Source organism: Lentzea sp. JNUCC 0626 (genome assembly GCF_043632865.1).
Classification (GTDB): Bacteria; Actinomycetota; Actinomycetes; order Mycobacteriales; family Pseudonocardiaceae; genus Lentzea.
Map to the genome: position 1 here is coordinate 5,854,838 of NZ_CP171635.1, position 19,748 is coordinate 5,874,585.

The following is a 19,748-nucleotide window of genomic DNA, read 5'->3' on the forward strand; positions in this document are numbered from 1 at the left end:
AACTAGCGCCGCAGGTCAGCCGTCGACCAGCAATCCACGTAACGGTCCTTGCAATCTTCCGGCACGACGGGACACACCGGGCAAGGACGTCACCCGGCCGGACCCCTCCAGCTCGGTCCGCCACACCTCGTCGACGACGCGGTGCGCCGGGCCGGAAACATCCGCCTCCAAATGTTCCGACCACAGCCGCAACCGCGTCGCCCGCACGACCGAGGCGTCGTCGGTCACGACGTTCACCTCGGTGTCGTTGAACAACGAGTGCTCGTTCAGGTTCGCCGACCCGATCGACATCCACCGATCATCCACAATGGACAACTTCGCGTGCACGTACACCGGCGCATCACCATGCGCCACCAGTGTTGCGGCCACCAGACGATCATCAGTGTCCGCGTCGAGCAACCGGCCGAGCTGGCCACGGGTGGTGTCGGCGCCGTTGCTCGGCTTCTGCGGCAACAACAACACCATCCGGAACTCGTCCGACGGCGGCCGCCGCAACTTCTCCAGCAGCACCTCGGTGATCTCCGGCGACCACAGGAACTGGTTCTCCACGTAGATCAACGACTCCGCCGCCCGCAGCGCGCGCAGGTACGAGTCCAGCAGGCTGAAGTCGCCGTGCGGGGCGAACGAGTACGTCTTCTCCGGGATCGTCCGCACCAGCTGCACCGACGACGACCCGGCCTCGGGCGGCACCTCGGGCGCGGGCAGCGTCTCTCCCGCGATCTCCAGCCACCGCGCCGCGAAGTGCGCCGCCACCTCGGCGACGACCGGGCCCTCCAGCTTGGCCACGTGGTCGTGCCAGCCCAGGTCGCGCGGCGGGTGCTCGGGCGAGTCGTGTCGGTCGCCCTCCACCGCCGTCATGTCGAGGCCGCCGACGAACGCCACGTCGTCGACGATCACGACCTTCTCGTGGTGGCAGTGCATCGTCCGCTCCCGTGCGTCCAGCTCGCAGCGGACGGCACCGGAGTCCCAGAAAGCCTTCTGCGCGGCCAAAGCACGCTTGCGCGTCGGTTCGAACATCGGCACGGGCGGGCCCGCCCACATCAGCACGCGCACCGGAACCCGTTCCGCGGCAGCGGAAAGCAGCTCGCGCAACTGCGGCGCGCCCGGCTCGCGGGTCAGCCGGAAGTCCGGCGACGCGTGCCAGTTCGCGATGTGCACGTACTTCCGCGCATTCTCGATCGCCTTGGCCACCACGGGAAACGCCGTGGCGCCGTCGACCAGGATCTCGACGGAGTTCCCGTGCTGCACGGGCCGGAGCGGCGTGAACCACCCCGTGCTCTCGCCGTCGAGCACCTCGCCCCACCCCAGTCGCCGCAACCGGCGCGTGTGGTGCGAGCACAGCATGTTCTCCAGCCCGTCGCCGAGCCGGGCGTCAAGAACGTCGAGTAAGCCCACGAAACGCGGATTTACCCGTTTCGCCCGTACCTAAACGGCGATGACCGTCGTCGTGCCCGGCTCGACCTCCGTGAAACCCGCGTCCCGCACGGCCACGACGTCCCCGCGCGCCACCAGCGAGTCCCACTCCGCGACGGACGGCGTCCGCACGGCACAGCGGAAGTCGAGCGCGGTCCACGCCTTCAGCTCGTCCACGGACAACGTCGGCGCCAGCAGCATCGACGCGTGCCCGACCTGCGCCGCGAGCTTGCCGGCGGACATCTCGACGCGCGGGTTCACGTACAGCAGCCGCGCGCCCTCGGGCACCGCGCCCGGCTCGTCGAACGGCAGGTCGGACCCGGAGATCTGGAGCTTCGCGACCTCCCGGGGCGTCTCCGACACCAGCACCGGCAGCAGCGAACGGACCGAGGCGCCGTCCACCGTCACCGTCACGCCGGGCAGCTCCTGCACCGCCTCCCACTGCACCCCACGAGCCCGCCGCGACACCTTGCGGATCCGCCCGGCCACCCACGAACGCACGGCCTCGTGCCACTCCCCGTCGACGTCCGCGCGGGGATCGAGGCACACCGCGACCGCCGAAGCAGCCGCGGCCTCCAGCAGCGCCGTCCGCGACGGCGGGTCGACGCGTTCGATGCGCAACACCATCGGCATCGCGCGGACTTCGGACTCGGTCACATTTTTTCTGGCTGCGTAGTACTCGGAAGCGATCAGGTCGAGGATCATCACAGCCGGGTCAGCTCCAGGCCATCGGCGGCGTCGGCGGCCTCCACCTCGGCGCGCGTCACGCCGAGGATGAACAGCACGGCGTCGAGGAACGGGTGCGACAAAGCGGTGTCGGCCACCTCGCGCAACGCGGGCTTGGCGTTGAACGCGATGCCGAGACCGGCGGCGTTGAGCATGTCGATGTCGTTCGCGCCATCCCCGACCGCCACGCACTGGGCGAGCGACACGCCCACCTCGTCGGCGAACCGGCGCAGCGCCACGGCCTTGCCCGGCCGGTCGACGATCTCGCCGATCACCTGGCCGGTCAGCTTGCCGTCCACGACCTCCAGCGTGTTGGCCGCGCAGAAGTCGAGCTGGAGCTCGTCGGCGAGATTGGTGATCACCGACGTGAACCCGCCGGACACCACCCCGCAGAAGAAACCGAGGCGCTTCAGCGTGCGGATCGTCGTGCGGGCACCTGCCGTGAGCTCCAGCGTCGCCCCGACCTCCTCCAGCACCTTCTCGTCGAGGCCCTCCAGCAACGCGACCCGGCGCCGCAGCGACTCGGCGAAGTCGAGCTCCCCGCGCATCGCGGCCTCGGTGATCTCGCGCACCTGCTCCTCGCACCCGACGTGCGCGGCCAGCATCTCGATCACCTCGCCCTGGATCAGCGTGGAGTCGACGTCGAACACCACGAGGCGCTTGGCCCGGCGGGTGAGCCCGGCCCGTTCGACGGCGATGTCGAGCCCGACCCGCACCGACACCTCGGCCAGCGCCGAGCGCAGCGCCGCGTCGTGCTCCATGGTGTCGTCCGCGACGGAAACGCGCAGTTCAAGGCCCGTGACGGGGTAGTCGGCGACGCCGCGGATGGCGTCGATGTTGACGCCCAGGGACGCGAGCCGGCGCGCGACCTCGGTGAACGCCTTCGCGGTGACCGGGCGGCCGAGCACGATCAGCACGTGCGACGACTCGAGGCGCGCGGTGCGCTTCGAGTCCGCGCCGATCTCGATCTCCACGTGCATCGAGACGGTGGCCATGGCCTGCTCGACCGACTCCTGCAGGCCCTCGGGGTCGTGCTCGGTCGAGACCAGCGCGCCGAGCACCAGGCGTCCCCTGATCACGACCTGCTCGACGTCCAGCACCTCGACGCCGTGGCGGGTCAGCACGGCGAAGAGCACCGAGGAGACACCGGGCTTGTCGGGACCGGTCACGGTGATCAGCACGGGCGTTTTCACGTCGTCGTCTCCTCGTCAGACGCGACGAGCCCCGGCCGCGCGAGGCAGCCGGGGCTCGTCGTTGAACCTGTGAAGAGCAGGTTACTTGTCGTGGTCCGGGTCGTCCTTCTCGGACGCCGTACCCGACTTCATGGCGGCCGCGGCCAGCTCCGAGGGAGCGGGCTTGGCGTCCTTGTGCGCGATCGTCTTGCCGGTGAAGGTCACGTGACCCTCGTTCCGGATGCGTTCGATCATGTGCGGGTAGTGCAGCTCGAACGCCGGGCGCTCCGAACGGATCCGGGGCAGCTCGGTGAAGTTGTGCCGCGGCGGCGGAGACGAGGTCGCCCACTCCAGCGAGTTGCCGTAACCCCACGGGTCGTCCACCGTGACGACCTCACCGAAGCGGTAGCTGCGGAAGACGTTCCAGATGAACGGCAGCGTCGACGCGCCCAGGATGTAGGCACCGATCGTGGAGATCATGTTGAGCGTCGTGAAGCCGTCGGACGCCAGGTAGTCGGCGTACCGGCGCGGCATGCCCTCGTTGCCCAGCCAGTGCTGGACGAGGAACGTCGCGTGGAAGCCGAGGAACGTCGTCCAGAAGTGCAGCTTGCCGAGCGGCTCGTCCATGAACCGGCCCGTGATCTTCGGGAACCAGAAGTAGATACCCGCGAAGGTCGCGAACACGATCGTGCCGTAGAGCACGTAGTGGAAGTGCGCCACGACGAAGTACGTGTCGGACACGTGGAAGTCGATCGCGGGCGCGGCCAGCAGGATGCCGGACAGACCACCGAAGAGGAACGTGACGATGAAGCCGATGCTGAACAGCATGGGCGTCTCGAACGTCAGTTGGCCCTTCCACATCGTGCCGATCCAGTTGAAGAACTTCACACCGGTCGGAACAGCGATGAGGAACGTCATGAAGGCGAAGAACGGCAGCAGCACGGCGCCGGTCGCGTACATGTGGTGCGCCCACACGGCGACGGACAGGGCCGCGATGCCGAGCGTCGCGTAGACCAGGCCGTTGTAACCGAAGATCGGCTTGCGGCTGAACACCGGGAAGATCTCCGACACGATGCCGAAGAACGGCAAGGCGACGATGTAGACCTCCGGATGCCCGAAGAACCAGAAGAGGTGCTGCCACAGGATCACACCGCCGTTGGCGGGGTCGAACACGTGGGCGCCGAGATGCCGGTCCGCCAGCAGGCCCAGCAGGGCCGCGGTCAGGATCGGGAACGCGAGCAGCACGAGCACCGACGTCACCAGGATGTTCCAGGTGAAGATCGGCATCCGGAACATCGTCATGCCGGGCGCGCGCAGGCAGACCACGGTGGTGATCATGTTCACCGCGCCGAGGATGGTGCCGAGACCACCGACCACCAGGCCGGAGATCCACAGGTCGGCACCCGCGCCGGGCGAGTGGATGGCGCTCGACAGCGGCGTGTACGCGAACCAGCCGAAGTCAGCCGCGCCACCGGGCGTCACGAAGCCCGCCATCACGATCAGGCCACCGAAGAGGTACAGCCAGTACGAGAAGGCGTTGAGCCGCGGGAACGCCACGTCGGGCGAGCCGATCTGCAGCGGAAGGACGAAGTTGGCGAAGCCGAACACGATCGGCGTCGCGTACAGCAGCAGCATCACGGTGCCGTGCATCGTGAAGAGCTGGTTGAACTGCTCCTGCGAGAGGAACTGCATGCCGGGCCGGGCCAGCTCGGTCCGCATCAGCATGGCCATCGCGCCGCCGACCATGAAGAAGGCGAACGAGGTGACCAGGTACATGATGCCGATTTGCTTGTGGTCCGTGGTGCGGAACATCCGCAGCAGGAAGGACCCCTTGACCGCAGTGCGCGTCGGATAAGGACGCGTTGCGATCGGCTGCGGGGCTACGGCCGTCACGGTGCCTCCAGGCCTTGGTGGGACCAGTCGTTCGGGAAACTCCCCGGGATATTAGACGGAGCCGATCAGCTCCATTCGGGTGGGCCACGGCCGGTGGCCAGCGGCGTAGCGCAGGTCACACGTATCCTGCCGCCGTGCTCCGAATGCTCGCTGTCGCATCTGTCCTGTTGCTGGCCGCCTGTGGCTCTCCGGCCACGCACAACTCCGCGGACGTCGAATTCGCCCAGGGGATGGTCCCGCACCACGAACAGGCGCTCGAGATGTCCGGCCTGGTGGCGTCCCGCACGGAGAACTCGCACGTGATCGACCTGGCCAAGCGGATCGCGGACGTGCAGCAGCCGGAGATCGACCGGATGAACGGCTGGCTGCGGACGTGGAACGCGCCGGTGAAGGCGTCCTCGCACACCTCGCACGGCCACACCGAGGACCACGGCATGGTCGACCTCGGCAACCTGGCCGACCTCGACGGCACCGAGTTCGACCGCCAGTGGCTGTCGCTGATGATCCAGCACCACCGCGGCGCCGTGGACATGGCGCGCAAGCACCTGACAGCCGGCACCGACCCCGAGACCCGCAAGCTCGCCCAGGACGTCGTCAGCCACCAGGAGAAGGAGATCGCGGAAATGGAGTCGTTCCTCCCCCAAGGCTGATGCCAACCTTCTCGGCGTGAACGTTCATGGGTCCGTGCGCGCCGCCGTCTCGTTGGCGGCCTCGCACGGCGTGGTGTGCACCGATCCGGTGGTCCTGAAGGCCGCGAGCAACGTCCTTGTGCACCTGCGCCCGGCCCCGGTGGTCGCCCGCATCGCCGGCCGCACGGCCCTCATGCGCCCCTCGGTGGCCTCTCACTTCGCCCGTGACCTGGCGGTGTCGACCTTCTTGGCTCAGCGCGGCGTGCCGGTCGTGATGCCGTCTGATGAGCTCCCCGCGGGCCCTCACACCCACGACGGCTTCGTGGTGTCGTTCAGCACGTTCGTCCCCCACGACCCGGACACGAGGCTCCCCCGCCACGACGTCCTGAAGCTGCTGCCCGCACTGCACGCCGAACTACGGCACTACGACGGCCCTCTACCCGTGCGCGGCCCTCTGGACGATCTGGAGAACACCCTCACCTATCTGGGCGACCTGAGCGTCCCCTTGGAGCCGCTCCAAGCCCAGTTCGCCGAACTGCGGTCGCGCTGGAACCTCCTCGACGTCCAACCGCTGCACGGCGACGCGCACCACGGCAACGTCATGGTGACCCCGTCCGGCCCGGTCTGGAACGACTTCGAGGACACCTGGCGCGGCCCGATCGCGTGGGACCTGGCCTGCGCCATCGGCCCCAACGACGAAGGAGCCGCCCAACGCGCCGTAGAGACCTACGGCGGCGGAGCGACTCCTTCAGACGTGGAGTTCCACCTGGAGCTACGCAGCTTCTTCGCCACGCTCTGGGGCGTGTTCAAAGAGCACAGCTAGGCGCGACGCCTGCGCATCACCAGCACGAGCGCGGCACCGGCAGCCACCAGCGCTGCCCCGAACCCGACCAGCCACGTGGACCCGAACCCGGTGGCCGCGAGGTCGTCGACCTCAGCCACCGGCACGGGCGCAACCGTGGTCGTAGTAGTGGTGGCCGCAGTCTCTTCGCTCGAAGACGACGGCACGGATGTCTCACTGGTCGTAGTAGTCGTCGACGACGAGCTCGACTCAGTGGTGGTCGTAGTCGTGGTGGTGGTCGTGGACGTCGGCGAAGACGAGCTGCTGGTGGGCGGCTCCTCTTCCTTGATGCCGCACCCGAACCACTGACCGATCTCGGGCAACTCACCGCCGTTGAGCACCGGCGCGCGCAACTCGTTCCACGGCACGTCACCGAGCTTGTCGACCAGGTACACGTTCAGCAGGTCACCAGACCGCACCACCATGCCCGTGACCTTGACGTCCGCGGGCAACGCGGTGATGTTCAGGTACTTGGTGTTGTCGCCGCCGCTGTAGGTGAACCCGTCAGGCAGGACCACAGACCCGGTGAGCCCGCCCACGGTGCAGGCCTCGGGATGGTTGACGTCGACGAACTTGAGAAAGGCCTGCGCACGCGGGTCGTCCGTGGTCGCCTCGTCGGCGAACGCACTGGTGGCCAGCACGAGGGAGGCAACGGCGGCCAGCGCGGCAGAGGCGAGCAGGCCGGAACGTCTCAGGGGCGTCAAACGCATCGGGTCACTCCGTGGGGTTGGCGGATGCCGCGATCTAAGACGATCGACGTCCCCCGAACGGCTTAAATCACGATCAACAGTGATCCCGTTGGCCGAGTTGTTACTGCTCTGTGAAGTGGCGTCCCAAACGACCGAACGCCGGACGGGGCCCGCGAAGTGGCCCCGTTCCGGCGTTCGAAGATCAGGTGGTGATCAGCCCTGCTGGCCCTCGGCGGGCTTCACGTAGACCGTTCCCCCGGTAGGCATGCGCCTGAACCACTGAACAGGGGTGACCGGCTGGCCGATCACCGGGCCCACGCCAGGAACGGGGTGGGCAACAGGCGTGCCGGTGTTCTGCGGGAACTGCGGCAGGCGCGAAGGCTGGTTCGGGGAGGTCATTGTTCCTTCTCGGGAGGCGTTTAATTTACCTGGGGCGACCCGACGATCGAAGTGCGGAGCAACCAGCCGAGTGCGGTTCTGAGTCTCTCCGCCGCAGTGGCGGAGTCGATCTTCCATTCCTCGGTCGCCCGGGCGAGCATCCACCCGAACGTTTTCTCCGCCCTATCGTTGCGCCACTGGCCCAGCACCCAGCTCGAATCTGCGTCGAGCCAGAAGATCTGGGGCGGTTGTGCCGCTCGTCCCACCACCACACGACCTGAGGCAGTGCACTTGTGGCGCACGTCCGGGAGCAGGAAGAAGTGGAGGTGAACTGCAATCTCAGGGGATAGTGTGACACCGTCCACTTGGGACGGCGCAACAACCCTGCCACTGAGTTCATCCGTGTCGCCCCGGAAGGCGTGAAGGAGCCAGCGCGCATCCGCACGCAGGTCGGTTTCATGCGCGTGCAACCACGTGCCGATCTCTCCGGCGCGTTCACTTGCTTTCGCCAGCAATGAATCCGGGCCGAGTTGTTCGGGACCGATTGACGCATTGAACTGCGCAAGGCAGCTGTAGGCGTGCCATGCCGCGAACGTCTGTTCCAGTGGCCACTGTGCACGCGACCACGAAGTCACGAAATAATCCGCGTCTTCGGCGTTCAGGTCAAGAAAATCTTTTGCGATGGCAAGATCGAAGAACTTTTCGTGCGCACCTTCGTGCACCAACGCTTCGGCGACCTCCATCGGGAGGCCGGGTTCGTCGATCAGCACGAGTCCCGGCGCGTACCGCGACGACGCCGACACCAGTCCGCCGGAGGTCTCGCGCTTGAGCACCGCGAGCATCGAGACGTGCGCGAGCAGGTCCTCCGCCATCTCGGGCGCGAGCTTCCGCAGCAGCAGGACGCCCTCTTCGACCACCACCATCGCGCGCTCGAACCGTTCGCCGTCGGCTTCGGTGAGCGGCTCCGGCTTCGCGCCGGGAGGGGCGACGATGCGCAGCGGGTCCTGGAGCATCTCGGCCGCCGCCGGGTCCGCGGCGACGTGCACGCCCGCGTCCCGCACCTTCATCGAGGCGACCGCGGTCAGCCGATCCGGGTCCAGCTCACCGTGACCGGCGAGCACCCTGCCGATCTCGAATCGGACGATCGGGTGATCCGCGAGGTTGTCGGACAACTCCGTGCCCGGCGCGAAGATATCGACCGCAAGGCGATAAACGGCGCGTCTCTCGTCCACCAGAGCGGGCGCAGGAACCAGCGCCGCATGCAGCGAGTGCACCGCGAACTTGCTCATGGTGGGCGAACCCATGCCAACGACCCCTACTCACGTCCCCCGACGCCATGGAGTCATGACCGCGCCACGTCGACGCAGCCCTGATGGCCGGAAATTAGACCACACAGTGACCTCCACAACACAAAAGCAGGTGCCCCGGTCGCGTCCTGTGGTCGACGCGTCCGGGGCACGGTTCAGGTTGGTCTCATCAGCCGAACATGATGCTGGTGACGTTCACGAAGCCGACGACGGCCAGCGCGACGACCGAAACGGCGATCATCGTGATCACCGTCCGCCAGCCGATGGCGGTGACGGCGACTGCTACGGCGGCGGCGATTCCGAGTGCACTCCCTGCGGACATCTCGTTCCCTCCCGACTAGGCGAGCACGTGCTCCCAGGTGTGGGCGGTCCTGGGCGTCTCGCCATGGACTAAAGGGTCCCGCGTTGTAGGTTGTCTGTCAACGGTCGCCAGGTTGCCAGACAAGTTGCAACCCGAGGGCAACAGGCCTAAGCTGGACCAATGCCCGCCGACGACGTCCATCTCGGCGAGAGCTGGTCGCTCTCGCCTGATTCGCGACGGCCCCTCCCGGAACTCATCGAGCAGAAGCTCCGCGAGCAGATCATCGGCGGCACCCTCAAGGCGGGCGACCGCCTCCCCACCGAGCCCGAGCTCGCCCGCAAGCTCGACGTCGCCCGGTCGTCGCTGCGCACAGCCCTGCAGCGACTCCAGCTCCAGGGCATCGTCGAGGTGCGCCGGGGTCTCGGGTGGTACGTCCGCCGCACCGATCTCGCCGCCGTCGAGGAGCACCTCGAGGGCAGGCTCGCCGCGCGGCAGTTCTCCCAGACCGACCTGCTGGAAGTGCGGATCGCGCTGGAGACCACCGCCGCGTCGCTGGCCGCCGTGCGCGCGGGCGACGGTGAACTGGACGAACTCGCGAAGCTGAACCAGCGCTACCAGCGCGCGCCGATCGACGACATGCAGGAGGTGATCGAGTCGGACGAGGAGTTCCACTCGGCACTGATGCGCGCGTCGCACAACGAACTCCTCGAGCAGATGTACCACGCTCTCGTGCCCGGTCTGCAGGACTGCAAGCGGCAGGCGCACCCGACCCGCGAGATCCACAACCGCTCCGCGAACGAGCACGAGCAGGTGATCTGGTTCCTCCGCCGGCACGACGAGGTGGGCTCGAAGAGCGCGATGACCACCCACCTGCTCGGGCTGTACAACGACGTGGCGTCCGACGACACCCAGCCGCGCGCGACGCTGAGCACCTACGTCGGGGTGTCAGACAACCCCATCTGGGGCAAGTCGCGCTGACGTCGCGCTGGTACGACACGGACCGAAAGGGTCTGGCGCTGAACCCCCTTCACTCCCACCATGTATGGACAACGGGGTGGAGTGAGGGGGCGGCGACCAGGTGGTGGCGGCGCGCAGACAACGACAAGCGCTGACCGTCGCGTTCCTGCTGTTGCTCGTCGCGGCCGTCGACCTGACCGCGGTCCTGCTCTGGCAACCCACCTCCCGCAGCCTGCTGCACGACGTGCTCGTGGTGCTCTGGCCGTTGCCGGCCCTGGCGGGTTTCCTGCTGGGCACCTACGAACTCTTCCTGCACCAACGGCTCGTCACCGAACTCGGCCGCATCTCCGGCCCCGGCATCGTCGAGCACCTCCTGCCGAGCGACGTGCTGCGGACGTTCCTGACGAAGATCTACGGCAGCGGCCAGCAGAACGATGACGTGGTGTCCGGCGTGCTCGGCGGCAGCGGCATGCGCCCCAAGGGCGACGACCTGACGATCAGCACCCGCACCACCGTCCGCCTGGAACTGCAGGGCGTCGACACGCTGACCTACCACCTGACCACGACCCAGTCGCACCAGTTCCGGCACAGCGTCCCGGTCGACAGGTTCGTCATCTTCGCCACCAGCAACGCCACCCTGCGCGACACGATCAGCGCCGCTTGCCGCTACCCGCTGTTCGAGCTCTACTTCATGCCGGACGCCTCGCTGTTCCTCGACTCGGTCGACGACATCCGCGACTCCACCAAGATCTCCATCGACTACCTCGACCACGAAGGCCAGAGCCGGTCCGTCGAACCGAGCCAGATCCCGCCCGTCGAGGTGCGGTTCGACCAGTGGGCGAACTACCTGACGTTCTTCCGGGAAGCCATGGCCCCGCTGCCGAAGCTCAGTCCGCTCGACCACATGAGCGACCTGCGCATCCTGGAGTGCGACCTCAGCGGCATCGCCGACGACCACGTGGTGCGCGCGATCCTCGGCCTCACCGTGTCGTCACGTTCCTTGCAGCGCACCAACGACGGCTTCGCGTACTGGCAGTCGCCCTACCCGTCCTACGTTGACACGATCAGCTTCGACGCCACCGAACTCGCGGTCGACCACTCCCCCGGGCACGAGTTCCGCATCATGCCGTTCACGTTCCGGTCGGGCACGGAGGCGGCGCACTGGCTGCGGCCGGACCAGCTCGGCGATCTGGACGTGCGGTCGTGGATGCTGCCGGGGCACGGGGTGGCGCTGCTGTGGCGGGAAGCGCGCAACCGCTGAGAAGTCGGCTGTCCGCACGCCGAACGGTGCCGCCGCCGACCGGGTGAACCTCGCTTGCAAGCGGACGCAAGAAATTGCGTACACTTGCGCCATGACGCAACGGAGGCTGGCCGAGGTCGCGGCCAAGGTCGGGGTCAGCGAGGCCACCGTCAGCCGGGTGCTGAACGGCAAGCCAGGCGTCTCGGACGCCACCAGGAGTGCCGTGCTCACGGCACTTGACGTGCTGGGATACGAGAGGCCGACGCAACTGCGGGGCGAACGGGCCCGGCTGGTCGGGCTGGTGTTGCCCGAGCTGCAGAACCCGATCTTCCCCGCGTTCGCGGACGTCGTGGGCAACGCGCTCGCGCAAAGGGGTTTCACGCCCGTGCTGTGCACCAGGACGGCTGGTGGTGTCACCGAGGCCGAGTACCTGGAGCTGCTGCTGGAGCAGCACGTCAGCGGGATCGTGTTCGCCGGCGGGCTGTACGCGCAGAAGGACGCGAGCCACGGGCACTACCAGCAGATGATGTCCCGGAAGTTGCCTGCGGTGCTGGTCAACGCCGCCATAGACGATCTGGCGTTCCCGCGGGTGTCGTGTGATGACTCGGTGGCGGTGGAGCAGGCCTACGGGCACTTGACGTCGTTGGGGCACAAGCGGATCGGGGCCGTGCTCGGGCCGCCGGACCACGTGCCGAGCCAGCGGAAGATGCTGGCCATCGAGAAGTGCGGCGGGGCCGATGTCGAGCACGCCATGTTCAGCCTGGAGGGCGGGCAGGCCGCGGCGACCAAGCTCGTGCAGCGCGGGGTCACGGCGATCATCTGCGCCAGCGACCCGTTGGCGCTCGGTGCGATACGGGCCGTGCGGCGGGCCGGGCTCGACGTTCCCAAGGACGTGTCGATCATCGGGTACGACGACTCGGCGTTCATGACCTGCACTGATCCGCCGCTCACCACCGTGAGGCAGCCGATCGAAGCCATGGGCAGGGCGGCGGTCGAGCTGTTGGCCAACCAGATCTCCGGCAACGCCGTGGCGCCGGACGAGTTGCTGTTCGAGCCGGAGTTGGTGGTGCGGGCGTCCAGTGCGCCGGTGAGGTAACGAACGCAGTCAGCTTCTTGCGAGTTTTCGTCTGGATATTGCGTTCAGATGTAACGGGGACTTATGGTCGCCGTCACATCGACGCGCTCGCGAGAAGGGCGGCCCCACCATGAAGAAGTCCGCTGCCGTGCTGATTGGCGGTGTCCTGGCGCTAAGCACCGTCGGCTGTGGGAGCGGTTCCACGACCGAGCCGGGCGGCAAGGTCCAGATCAACATCAACGGTCAGCCGCCGCAGACGCAGGCGTTCGACCGCAAGGTGTTCGACGAGGACGTCGCCGAGTTCGAGAAGGCGAACCCGGACATCGACCTCGTGCCGCACGAGGGGTTCATGGACCCGAAGACGTTCAGCGCCAAGCTCGCCGGCGGTCAGCTGGAGGACGTCTTCTACGTCTACTTCACCGACCCCGCCGCGCTCATCGCCCGCAAGCAGGCCGCGGACCTGACGGACTACGTCAAGGACGTGCCGCACTACGGCGACATCAAGCAGGAGCTCAAGGACGTCTTCACGGTCGACGGCAAGGTCTACGGCCTGCCGACGGCGAACTACACGATGGGCCTGCTCTACAGCCGCACCAACTTCACCAAGGCGGGCCTCGACCCCGACAGCCCGCCGAAGACGTGGGACGAGGTGCGCGCCGCCGCCAAGAAGCTCAAGGACGCCGGTGTCACCGGGTTCGCCGAGTACAGCAAGAGCAACCAGGGCGGCTGGCACTTCACGACGTGGATGAAGTCCGTCGGCGGTGACATCGCCAAGAAGGACGGCGACAAGTTCGTCGCGGACTTCAACAACGACAAGGGCAAGGAAGTGCTGCGCAGGCTCAAGGAGATGCGCTGGGACGACAACTCCATGGGCGAGAAGCAGCTCCTGGAGATCGGCGACGTGCAGAACATGATGGGCGCCGGGCAGCTCGGCATGTACCTGGCCGCGCCGGACAACGTCGCCGCGATCGTCAACCAGTTCAAGGGCAAGTACGACGACTACGGCCTGGCCGCGATCCCGGAGCAGAAGGGCACCCTGCTCGGCGGCGAGGGCTACATGATCAACCCGAAGGCCTCGCCGGACAAGATCAAGGCCGGCCTGAAGTGGATCCAGTGGAAGTACCTGAACCCGGACCGCCTCGAAGGCAACCTGCAGAAGTACAAGGACCGCGGGCAGCCCGTCGGCCTGCCGATCCCGCCGATCGCCGACGTCTGGACCGGTGAGCCGCGCAAGAACCAGGAAGACCTCAAGGCCAAGTACGCCACCATGCCGGTGAAGAACTTCCAGGCCTATGTGGACGGTTCCGAGTCGACCAAGGGCTCGCTCGAACCGCCGCAGGCGCAGCAGGTCTACGCGATCCTCGACACCGTCGTGCAGGCGGTGCTCACCAACAAGGACGCTGACCACGCGGCACTGCTGAAGGACGCCGAGACGAAGGTCAACGCTGTTCTGGCGCAGGTGAAGTAAGTGCGGCGCCACGTCACCGCGTACGGCTTCCTGAGCCTCGCGCTGGTCGTCTTCGCGATCTTCTCCTGGTGGCCGATCGTGCGCGGGGTGGTCCTGAGCTTCCAGCAGGTCAACTTCGTCACGAGCCCCGACTGGGTCGGCTGGGAGAACTTCGAACGACTCTTCGCCGACCCGCTGTTCGGGGTGGCGTGGCGCAACACGCTCTACTTCACGCTCCTGGCGCTGCTGCTCGGCTTCGGCGTCCCGTTCCTCACGGCCGTGGTGCTCAACGAACTGCGGCACGCCAAGGGGTACTTCCGCCTGCTGGTCTACCTACCGGTGATGCTCCCGCCGGTCGTGACGGCCCTGCTGTGGAAGTGGTTCTACGACCCGGGACCCGGCCTGTTCAACTCGGTCCTCAGAGGACTGAACCTGCCGACGCTGCAATGGCTCGACTCGGCCGACACCAGCATGATCAGCCTCGTCCTCGTGATCACCTGGGCGAACATGGGGTCGGCGACGCTCATCTACCTGGCGGCGTTGCAGACGATCCCCGGTGAGCTGTACGAGGCCGCGGACCTGGACGGCGCCGGCATCGTCAAGAAGGTCTGGCACATCACGATCCCGCAGACCAAGTTCGTGATCCTGATGCTGTTGCTGCTCCAGGTCGTCGCGACCATGCAGATCTTCACCGAGCCGTTCATCATGACCGGCGGCGGCCCGGAGGAGTCCACGGTCACCGTGCTGCTCCTGCTGTACCGCTACGCCTTCTACTACAACGACTTCGGCACCGCGAGCGCGCTGAGCCTGATCCTCTTCGCGGTGCTGGGCGTCTTCTCCTTCCTCTACCTCAAGATCACGAAGAAGGCCGACGCATGAGGACTCTCACCAGGGGCACCGGCCCGCTCTACTGGGTCGTCCTCGCCGGCACGCTGGTCCTGTTCACCGCCGCGTTCCTGCTCCCGCTCGTCTGGGTGCTGCTCGGCGCGTTCAAGCCACCGGCCGAACTGGCCCAGCAGCCGCCGACGATCCTGCCGCAGACCTGGGAACCGGGCGCGTACGCCGAAGCCTGGAACTACATGGAGCTCGGCAAGTTCTTCATCAACACGCTGGTCGTCGCGATCGGCGCGTGGGCGGTGCAGATGGCCGTGATCGTCCCGGCGGCCTACGCGCTGAGCAAGCTCCGGCCGATCTTCGGCAACGCGATCATGGGCCTGATGCTGGCGACGCTGATGCTGCCGTCGACGGCCGTGCTGGTCCCCGTCTACCTCACGCTCACCGATCTCGACCTGCTGAACAACCCGGCGGGCATCTGGTTGCCGGCCGCGGCCAACGCGCTGAACGTCTACCTGCTCAAGCGCTTCTTCGACCAGATCCCGGAAGAGCTCCTCGAAGCGGCCAGGATCGACGGCGCGAACACGTGGACGACCCTCGTCCGCATCGTGCTGCCGATCTCCCGCCCCATCCTCGCCGTCGTCTCGATCTTCGCGGTCGTGGCGGCGTGGAAGGACTTCATCTGGCCGCTGCTCGTGTTCCCCGATCCGGCGAAGCAGACGCTCAGCGTCGCGCTCCAGCGCTTCGCTCCGGACACACCGATCAACCTCCTGCTCGCGGGCCTCGTGCTGGCGAGCCTGCCGATGGTGGCGCTGTTCCTGGCGTTCCAGCGGCACATCCTCGCGGGGCTCACCGCGGGCGGCGTAAAAGGGTGAAAGGAAACACCAGATGAGTTGGTGGCGGAACGCTTCCATCTACCAGGTCTATCTGCGCAGCTTCGCGGACGGCAACGGCGACGGCATCGGCGACATCGCCGGCCTCCGCGCCAAGCTCCAGCACATCGCGAGCCTCGGCTTCGACGCGATCTGGCTCAACCCGTGGTACCCGAGCCCGCTCGCCGACGGCGGCTACGACGTGGCCGACTTCCGCGACATCGAGCCGGTCTTCGGGTCGCTCGCCGACGCCGAGAAGCTCATCGCGGACGCGCACGGCCTGGGCATCCGGATCATCATCGACCTCGTCCCGAACCACGCGAGCGACCAGCACCCGTGGTTCAAGGACGGCCTGTGGGATCGCTTCCACATCCGCGACACCGAGGAGCTGCCGAACGACTGGCAGTCGCGCTTCGGTGGTCCCGCGTGGAGCAAGCTCGAGGACGGCCGCTGGTACCTGCACCTCTACGCGGCCGAGCAGCCGGACTTCAACTGGGAGAACCAGGTCGTCCACGACGAGTTCGAGGACATCCTGCGCTTCTGGCTCGACCGCGGCGTCGACGGCTTCCGCATCGACGTGGCCGACGGCCTGGTGAAGGACTTCAGCAAGCCCAACGCCGACCTGCCGTACTCCGACCAGGACGGCGTGCACGAGATCTACCGGCGGTGGCGCCAGATCGTGGACGAGTACGACGGCGACCGCATCCTCGTCGGCGAGATGTGGCTGCCGGACCCGGTGCGGTTCGCGCGGTACCTCAGGCAGGACGAGATGCACAGCGCGTTCAACTTCGACTTCCTGTGCTGCCCGTGGAACGCCGACGAACTGCGCAAGGTCGTCGACAGCACGCTCGCCGCGCACGAACCCGTCGGCGCGCCGCCGACCTGGGTGCTGTCCAATCACGACGTCACGCGGCACGTGACCCGCTACGGCCGCGAGAAGACCGGTTTCTCGTTCGCGGACCGGCAGCACGGCGCCCCGAGCGACTTCGACCTGGGCACGCGCCGGGCCCGGGCGGCGATCATGCTCACGGCCGCGCTGCCCGGTGGCGTCTACGTCTACCAGGGCGAGGAGCTCGGCCTCTGGGAGGTCGAAGACCTGCCGGACGAGCTGCGCGAGGACCCGGTGTGGCACCGCTCGGGCTTCACCGACCGGGGCCGCGACGGCTGCCGCGTGCCGCTGCCCTGGTCCTCTGAGGACGGTCCGAGCTGGCTGCCGCAGCCCGCGAACTGGCAGCAGTTCTCGGTGTCGGCGCAGCAGGACGACCCGGACTCGATGCTCGCCCTGTACCGCCAGGTGTTCGCGCACCGCCGCGGTATCGACGGCGGCCTGGAGTGGCTCGACCTCGGTGAGGACGTGCTGGCGTTCAAGCGCGGCGACCTCACGTGCGTCGTGAACCTGTCGGACGCGCCGATCGAACTTCCGGCCGTGCCAACGTTGTCAAGCGTCCCGCTGGAGGACGGCAAGCTGCCGTCGGACGCGGCGGCCTGGCTGAGCTGACGGGCGAAACCCGGCAACAAACCAACAGGTACCGGAGCGGTTGTGGTCGAAAGATGACCACGACCGCTCCTTCGTTTCTGCCCAGATGGGGGCAATACGGGCACCGTCTCACCGTGATTCGGGCGTGCCCGGACGCATCGACCTGCGTGAACGACCCGTTACACAGTGCGAGACGGGCAAAAGTCGGGCAGCATCTCAATCAGTTGTGGTGCCGACCACAGTGTTTCAAGGGTGTTTCATCTATGCACGGCCCGAACGGGCAACCCGAGAGCCGAATGGGCAGGTGACATGCGAGCCGAGGAACGCAAGCGCCGCATCCTGGCCAGGGCCCGCGCCGACGGCCGCGTCGACGTGGTGGAGATGGCGCAGGAACTGCACGTCGCGCCCGAAACGGTCCGACGCGACCTGCGCGTGCTCGACGAGCACGGCCTGGTGCGACGCACGCACGGTGGCGGTGTCCCGGTCGAGAGCGCCGGCTTCGAGACAGGACTCCGGTTCCGCGCCGGGTCGCACGTCCCGGAGAAGCGGCGGATCGCGAAGGCGGCCGCCGAACGGCTCGACGACGCCGAGACCGTCTTCATCGACGAGGGCTACACGCCGCAACTCGTCGCGGAGGCGTTGCCCACCACCAACCCGCTCACGATCATCACCGCGTCGCTGCCGACCGCGGCGGCGATGTCCGAGCACCCGTCGTGCACCGTCCTGCTGCTGGGCGGTCGCGTCAGGGGCCACACACTGGCCACTGTGGACCACTGGACCACGAGGATGCTCGGCGAGATGGTCATCGACCTCGCGTACATCGGCGCCAACGGCATCTCCCGCGAGCACGGTCTGACCACGCCCGACCCGGCGGTCGGCGCGGTGAAGGCCAAGGCGCTCAGCGCGTCCCGCCGAAAGATCTTCGTCGGGACGCACACGAAGTTCGGCGTCTCCAGCTTCCACCGGTTCGCCGAGGTCTCCGATCTGGAGGCGATCGTCACCGACAGCGGCCTCACCGCGCACGAGGCCCACCGGTACACGCTGCTAGGCCCCAAGGTCGTAAGAGCCTGATTTCTCTTGGGCCCTGATCTGCTGCCCTCCCTCCTCGGGCACGACATCCCCCGTCTTAGACGTGCCCGGAAACCCTTGAAAGGAACCGACGATGTCGTCGATTCGCACACTCGGAGCCGCCACCGCGGTGTTGCTGCTCGCATCCGCCTGCTCGGGCGCGGGAGGCGGAGGCGGTGGTGAGAACTCGGTGAACGTCCTGATGGTGAACAACCCGCAGATGCAGGACCTGCAGAAGCTCACCGCGGACAACTTCACCAAGGAGACGGGCATCAAGGTGAACTTCACCGTGCTGCCCGAGAACGACGTCCGCGACAAGATCAGCCAGGACTTCTCGAGCCAGGCCGGCCAGTACGACGTCGCCACGATCTCCAACTACGAGACGCCGATGTACGCCAAGAACGGCTGGCTCGCGCCGATGGACGACTTCGTGTCCAAGGACAGCGCGTTCGACCAGGCCGACATCCTGGAGCCCATCAGGCAGTCGCTCACCGCGGCCGACGGCAAGGTCTACGCGCAGCCGTTCTACGGCGAGTCGTCGTTCCTCATGTACCGCAAGGACATCTTCGAGGCCAAGGGCGTGACGCTGCCCGAGAAGCCGACCTGGCAGCAGGTCGCGGACGCGGCGGCGAAGGTCGCGACGCCCGAGGTGCGCGGCATCTGCCTGCGCGGCCAGCCGGGCTGGGGCCAGGTCATGGCGCCGCTCACGACGGTCGTGAACACCTTCGGCGGCACGTGGTTCACCAAGGACTGGCAGGCGCAGGTCAACGCGCCGGAGTTCAAGGAGGCCACCAAGTTCTACGTGGACCTCGTCCGCAACCACGGTGAGAACGGCGCCCCGCAGGCCGGTTTCGCCGAGTGCCTCAACAACATGACGCAGGGCAAGGTCGCGATGTGGTACGACGCCACGGTCGCCGCCGGTCTGCTCGAAGCGGCCGACTCCCCCATCAAGGGAAAGCTCGGCTTCACCCAGGCGCCGGTCGTGAAGACCGACAGCTCCGGCTGGCTCTACACCTGGGCGTTCGGCATCCAGAAGGCGTCGAAGAAGCAGGACAACGCCTGGAAGTTCATCTCCTGGGCGTCCGGCAAGGGCTACGAGGAGCTCGCGGGCAAGACGCTGGGCTGGTCGAAGGTCCCGGACGGCAAGCGCTCCTCGACCTACCAGCGCGCCGAGTACAAGCAGTCCTCCGGCTCGTTCTCCGCGATGGCCGAGGCCGCGATCAAGAGCGCGAAGCCGCTCAACCCCGGTGTGCAGGAACGTCCGGCGCCCGGCATCCAGTTCGTCGGCATCCCCGAGTTCACCGACCTCGGAACCCAGGTGTCGCAGCAGATCAGTTCTGCTATCGCGGGAGCGGTGAGCGTGGACGACGCGCTGAACAACGGTCAGGGTCTCGCAGAGAAGGTCGCAGCCAAGTACAAGGGACAGTGA

19 protein-coding genes are annotated in these 19,748 nt (G+C 67.3%); 11 read left to right on the forward strand and 8 right to left on the reverse strand.

The features are described 5' to 3' along the window. Positions 1-15: 15 nt before the first annotated feature. The 4 genes from JNUCC0626_RS26310 to ctaD all read right to left on the reverse strand — a co-directional run bounded on the left by JNUCC0626_RS26310 (position 16) and on the right by ctaD (position 5,204). Complete coding sequence (locus tag JNUCC0626_RS26310; protein ID WP_394613440.1) at positions 16-1,395, reverse strand: phospholipase D-like domain-containing protein; 1,380 nt, start codon at positions 1,393-1,395, stop codon at positions 16-18. 30 nt (positions 1,396-1,425) lie between these two features. Continuing rightward, on the reverse strand, positions 1,426-2,118 hold the full coding sequence (locus JNUCC0626_RS26315; protein WP_394613441.1) for a peptidyl-tRNA hydrolase: 693 nt from the start codon (positions 2,116-2,118) through the stop codon (positions 1,426-1,428). After that, positions 2,118-3,332 carry a phosphoserine phosphatase SerB gene (gene serB, locus JNUCC0626_RS26320; RefSeq protein WP_394613442.1) on the reverse strand — a complete coding sequence of 405 codons (1,215 nt, stop codon included), beginning with the start codon at positions 3,330-3,332 and terminating at the stop codon, positions 2,118-2,120. The genes JNUCC0626_RS26315 and serB overlap by 1 nt, the downstream gene beginning before the upstream one ends. A gap of 81 nt (positions 3,333-3,413) precedes the next feature. Beyond that, positions 3,414-5,204, reverse strand: a complete 1,791-nt coding sequence (gene ctaD, locus JNUCC0626_RS26325) for an aa3-type cytochrome oxidase subunit I (protein WP_394613443.1) — start codon at positions 5,202-5,204, stop codon at positions 3,414-3,416. A 143-nt stretch (positions 5,205-5,347) separates the two neighbouring features. On the opposite strand from ctaD, the gene JNUCC0626_RS26330 reads away from it, so the two are divergent. Together JNUCC0626_RS26330 and JNUCC0626_RS26335 are read left to right on the forward strand one after the other, a co-directional pair. Beyond that, a complete protein-coding gene (locus JNUCC0626_RS26330) occupies positions 5,348-5,854 on the forward strand; it encodes a DUF305 domain-containing protein (RefSeq protein WP_394622105.1) in 507 nt (168 codons plus the stop codon). A 16-nt stretch (positions 5,855-5,870) separates the two neighbouring features. Then, entirely contained in the window at positions 5,871-6,656 is a 786-nt protein-coding gene (locus JNUCC0626_RS26335) for a phosphotransferase family protein (protein WP_394613444.1), read from the forward strand. Here JNUCC0626_RS26335 and JNUCC0626_RS26340 read toward each other — a convergent pair. The 4 genes from JNUCC0626_RS26340 to JNUCC0626_RS26355 form a co-directional block, all read right to left on the reverse strand. After that, positions 6,653-7,384 carry an LPXTG cell wall anchor domain-containing protein gene (locus JNUCC0626_RS26340; RefSeq protein WP_394613445.1) on the reverse strand — a complete coding sequence of 244 codons (732 nt, stop codon included), beginning with the start codon at positions 7,382-7,384 and terminating at the stop codon, positions 6,653-6,655. The two genes, JNUCC0626_RS26335 and JNUCC0626_RS26340, sit on opposite strands and share 4 nt — an antisense overlap. Before the next feature lie 192 nt (positions 7,385-7,576). After that, entirely contained in the window at positions 7,577-7,762 is a 186-nt protein-coding gene (locus JNUCC0626_RS26345) for a hypothetical protein (RefSeq protein WP_394613446.1), read from the reverse strand. A gap of 20 nt (positions 7,763-7,782) precedes the next feature. Then, on the reverse strand, positions 7,783-9,030 hold the full coding sequence (locus tag JNUCC0626_RS26350) for an aKG-HExxH-type peptide beta-hydroxylase (RefSeq protein WP_394613447.1): 1,248 nt from the start codon (positions 9,028-9,030) through the stop codon (positions 7,783-7,785). Positions 9,031-9,217: 187 nt separating this feature from the next. After that, positions 9,218-9,370 carry a hypothetical protein gene (locus JNUCC0626_RS26355; RefSeq protein WP_198680755.1) on the reverse strand — a complete coding sequence of 51 codons (153 nt, stop codon included), beginning with the start codon at positions 9,368-9,370 and terminating at the stop codon, positions 9,218-9,220. Positions 9,371-9,529: 159 nt separating this feature from the next. On the opposite strand from JNUCC0626_RS26355, the gene JNUCC0626_RS26360 reads away from it, so the two are divergent. The 9 genes from JNUCC0626_RS26360 to JNUCC0626_RS26400 all read left to right on the forward strand — a co-directional run bounded on the left by JNUCC0626_RS26360 (position 9,530) and on the right by JNUCC0626_RS26400 (position 19,748). Further along, positions 9,530-10,327 carry a FadR/GntR family transcriptional regulator gene (locus tag JNUCC0626_RS26360; protein WP_394613448.1) on the forward strand — a complete coding sequence of 266 codons (798 nt, stop codon included), beginning with the start codon at positions 9,530-9,532 and terminating at the stop codon, positions 10,325-10,327. A gap of 103 nt (positions 10,328-10,430) precedes the next feature. Further along, positions 10,431-11,567 carry a hypothetical protein gene (locus JNUCC0626_RS26365; RefSeq protein ID WP_394613449.1) on the forward strand — a complete coding sequence of 379 codons (1,137 nt, stop codon included), beginning with the start codon at positions 10,431-10,433 and terminating at the stop codon, positions 11,565-11,567. Between the two features lie 91 nt (positions 11,568-11,658). Beyond that, on the forward strand, positions 11,659-12,642 hold the full coding sequence (locus JNUCC0626_RS26370) for a LacI family DNA-binding transcriptional regulator (RefSeq protein WP_285638047.1): 984 nt from the start codon (positions 11,659-11,661) through the stop codon (positions 12,640-12,642). Positions 12,643-12,751: 109 nt separating this feature from the next. Further along, a complete protein-coding gene (locus JNUCC0626_RS26375; protein WP_394613450.1) occupies positions 12,752-14,089 on the forward strand; it encodes an ABC transporter substrate-binding protein in 1,338 nt (445 codons plus the stop codon). After that, positions 14,090-14,947 (forward strand): carbohydrate ABC transporter permease, encoded by an 858-nt coding sequence (locus JNUCC0626_RS26380; protein WP_394613451.1) that lies wholly within the window; start codon positions 14,090-14,092, stop codon positions 14,945-14,947. Continuing rightward, entirely contained in the window at positions 14,944-15,777 is an 834-nt protein-coding gene (locus JNUCC0626_RS26385; RefSeq protein ID WP_394613452.1) for a carbohydrate ABC transporter permease, read from the forward strand. Before JNUCC0626_RS26380 ends, JNUCC0626_RS26385 begins: the two co-directional genes overlap by 4 nt. 13 nt (positions 15,778-15,790) lie before the next feature. Further along, on the forward strand, positions 15,791-17,272 hold the full coding sequence (locus tag JNUCC0626_RS26390; RefSeq protein ID WP_394613453.1) for a glycoside hydrolase family 13 protein: 1,482 nt from the start codon (positions 15,791-15,793) through the stop codon (positions 17,270-17,272). 288 nt (positions 17,273-17,560) lie between these two features. Next, positions 17,561-18,322: a DeoR/GlpR family DNA-binding transcription regulator gene (locus JNUCC0626_RS26395; RefSeq protein WP_285638029.1), complete on the forward strand. Its 762-nt coding sequence runs from the start codon at positions 17,561-17,563 to the stop codon at positions 18,320-18,322. Between the two features lie 91 nt (positions 18,323-18,413). Continuing rightward, complete coding sequence (locus tag JNUCC0626_RS26400; protein ID WP_394613454.1) at positions 18,414-19,748, forward strand: ABC transporter substrate-binding protein; 1,335 nt, start codon at positions 18,414-18,416, stop codon at positions 19,746-19,748.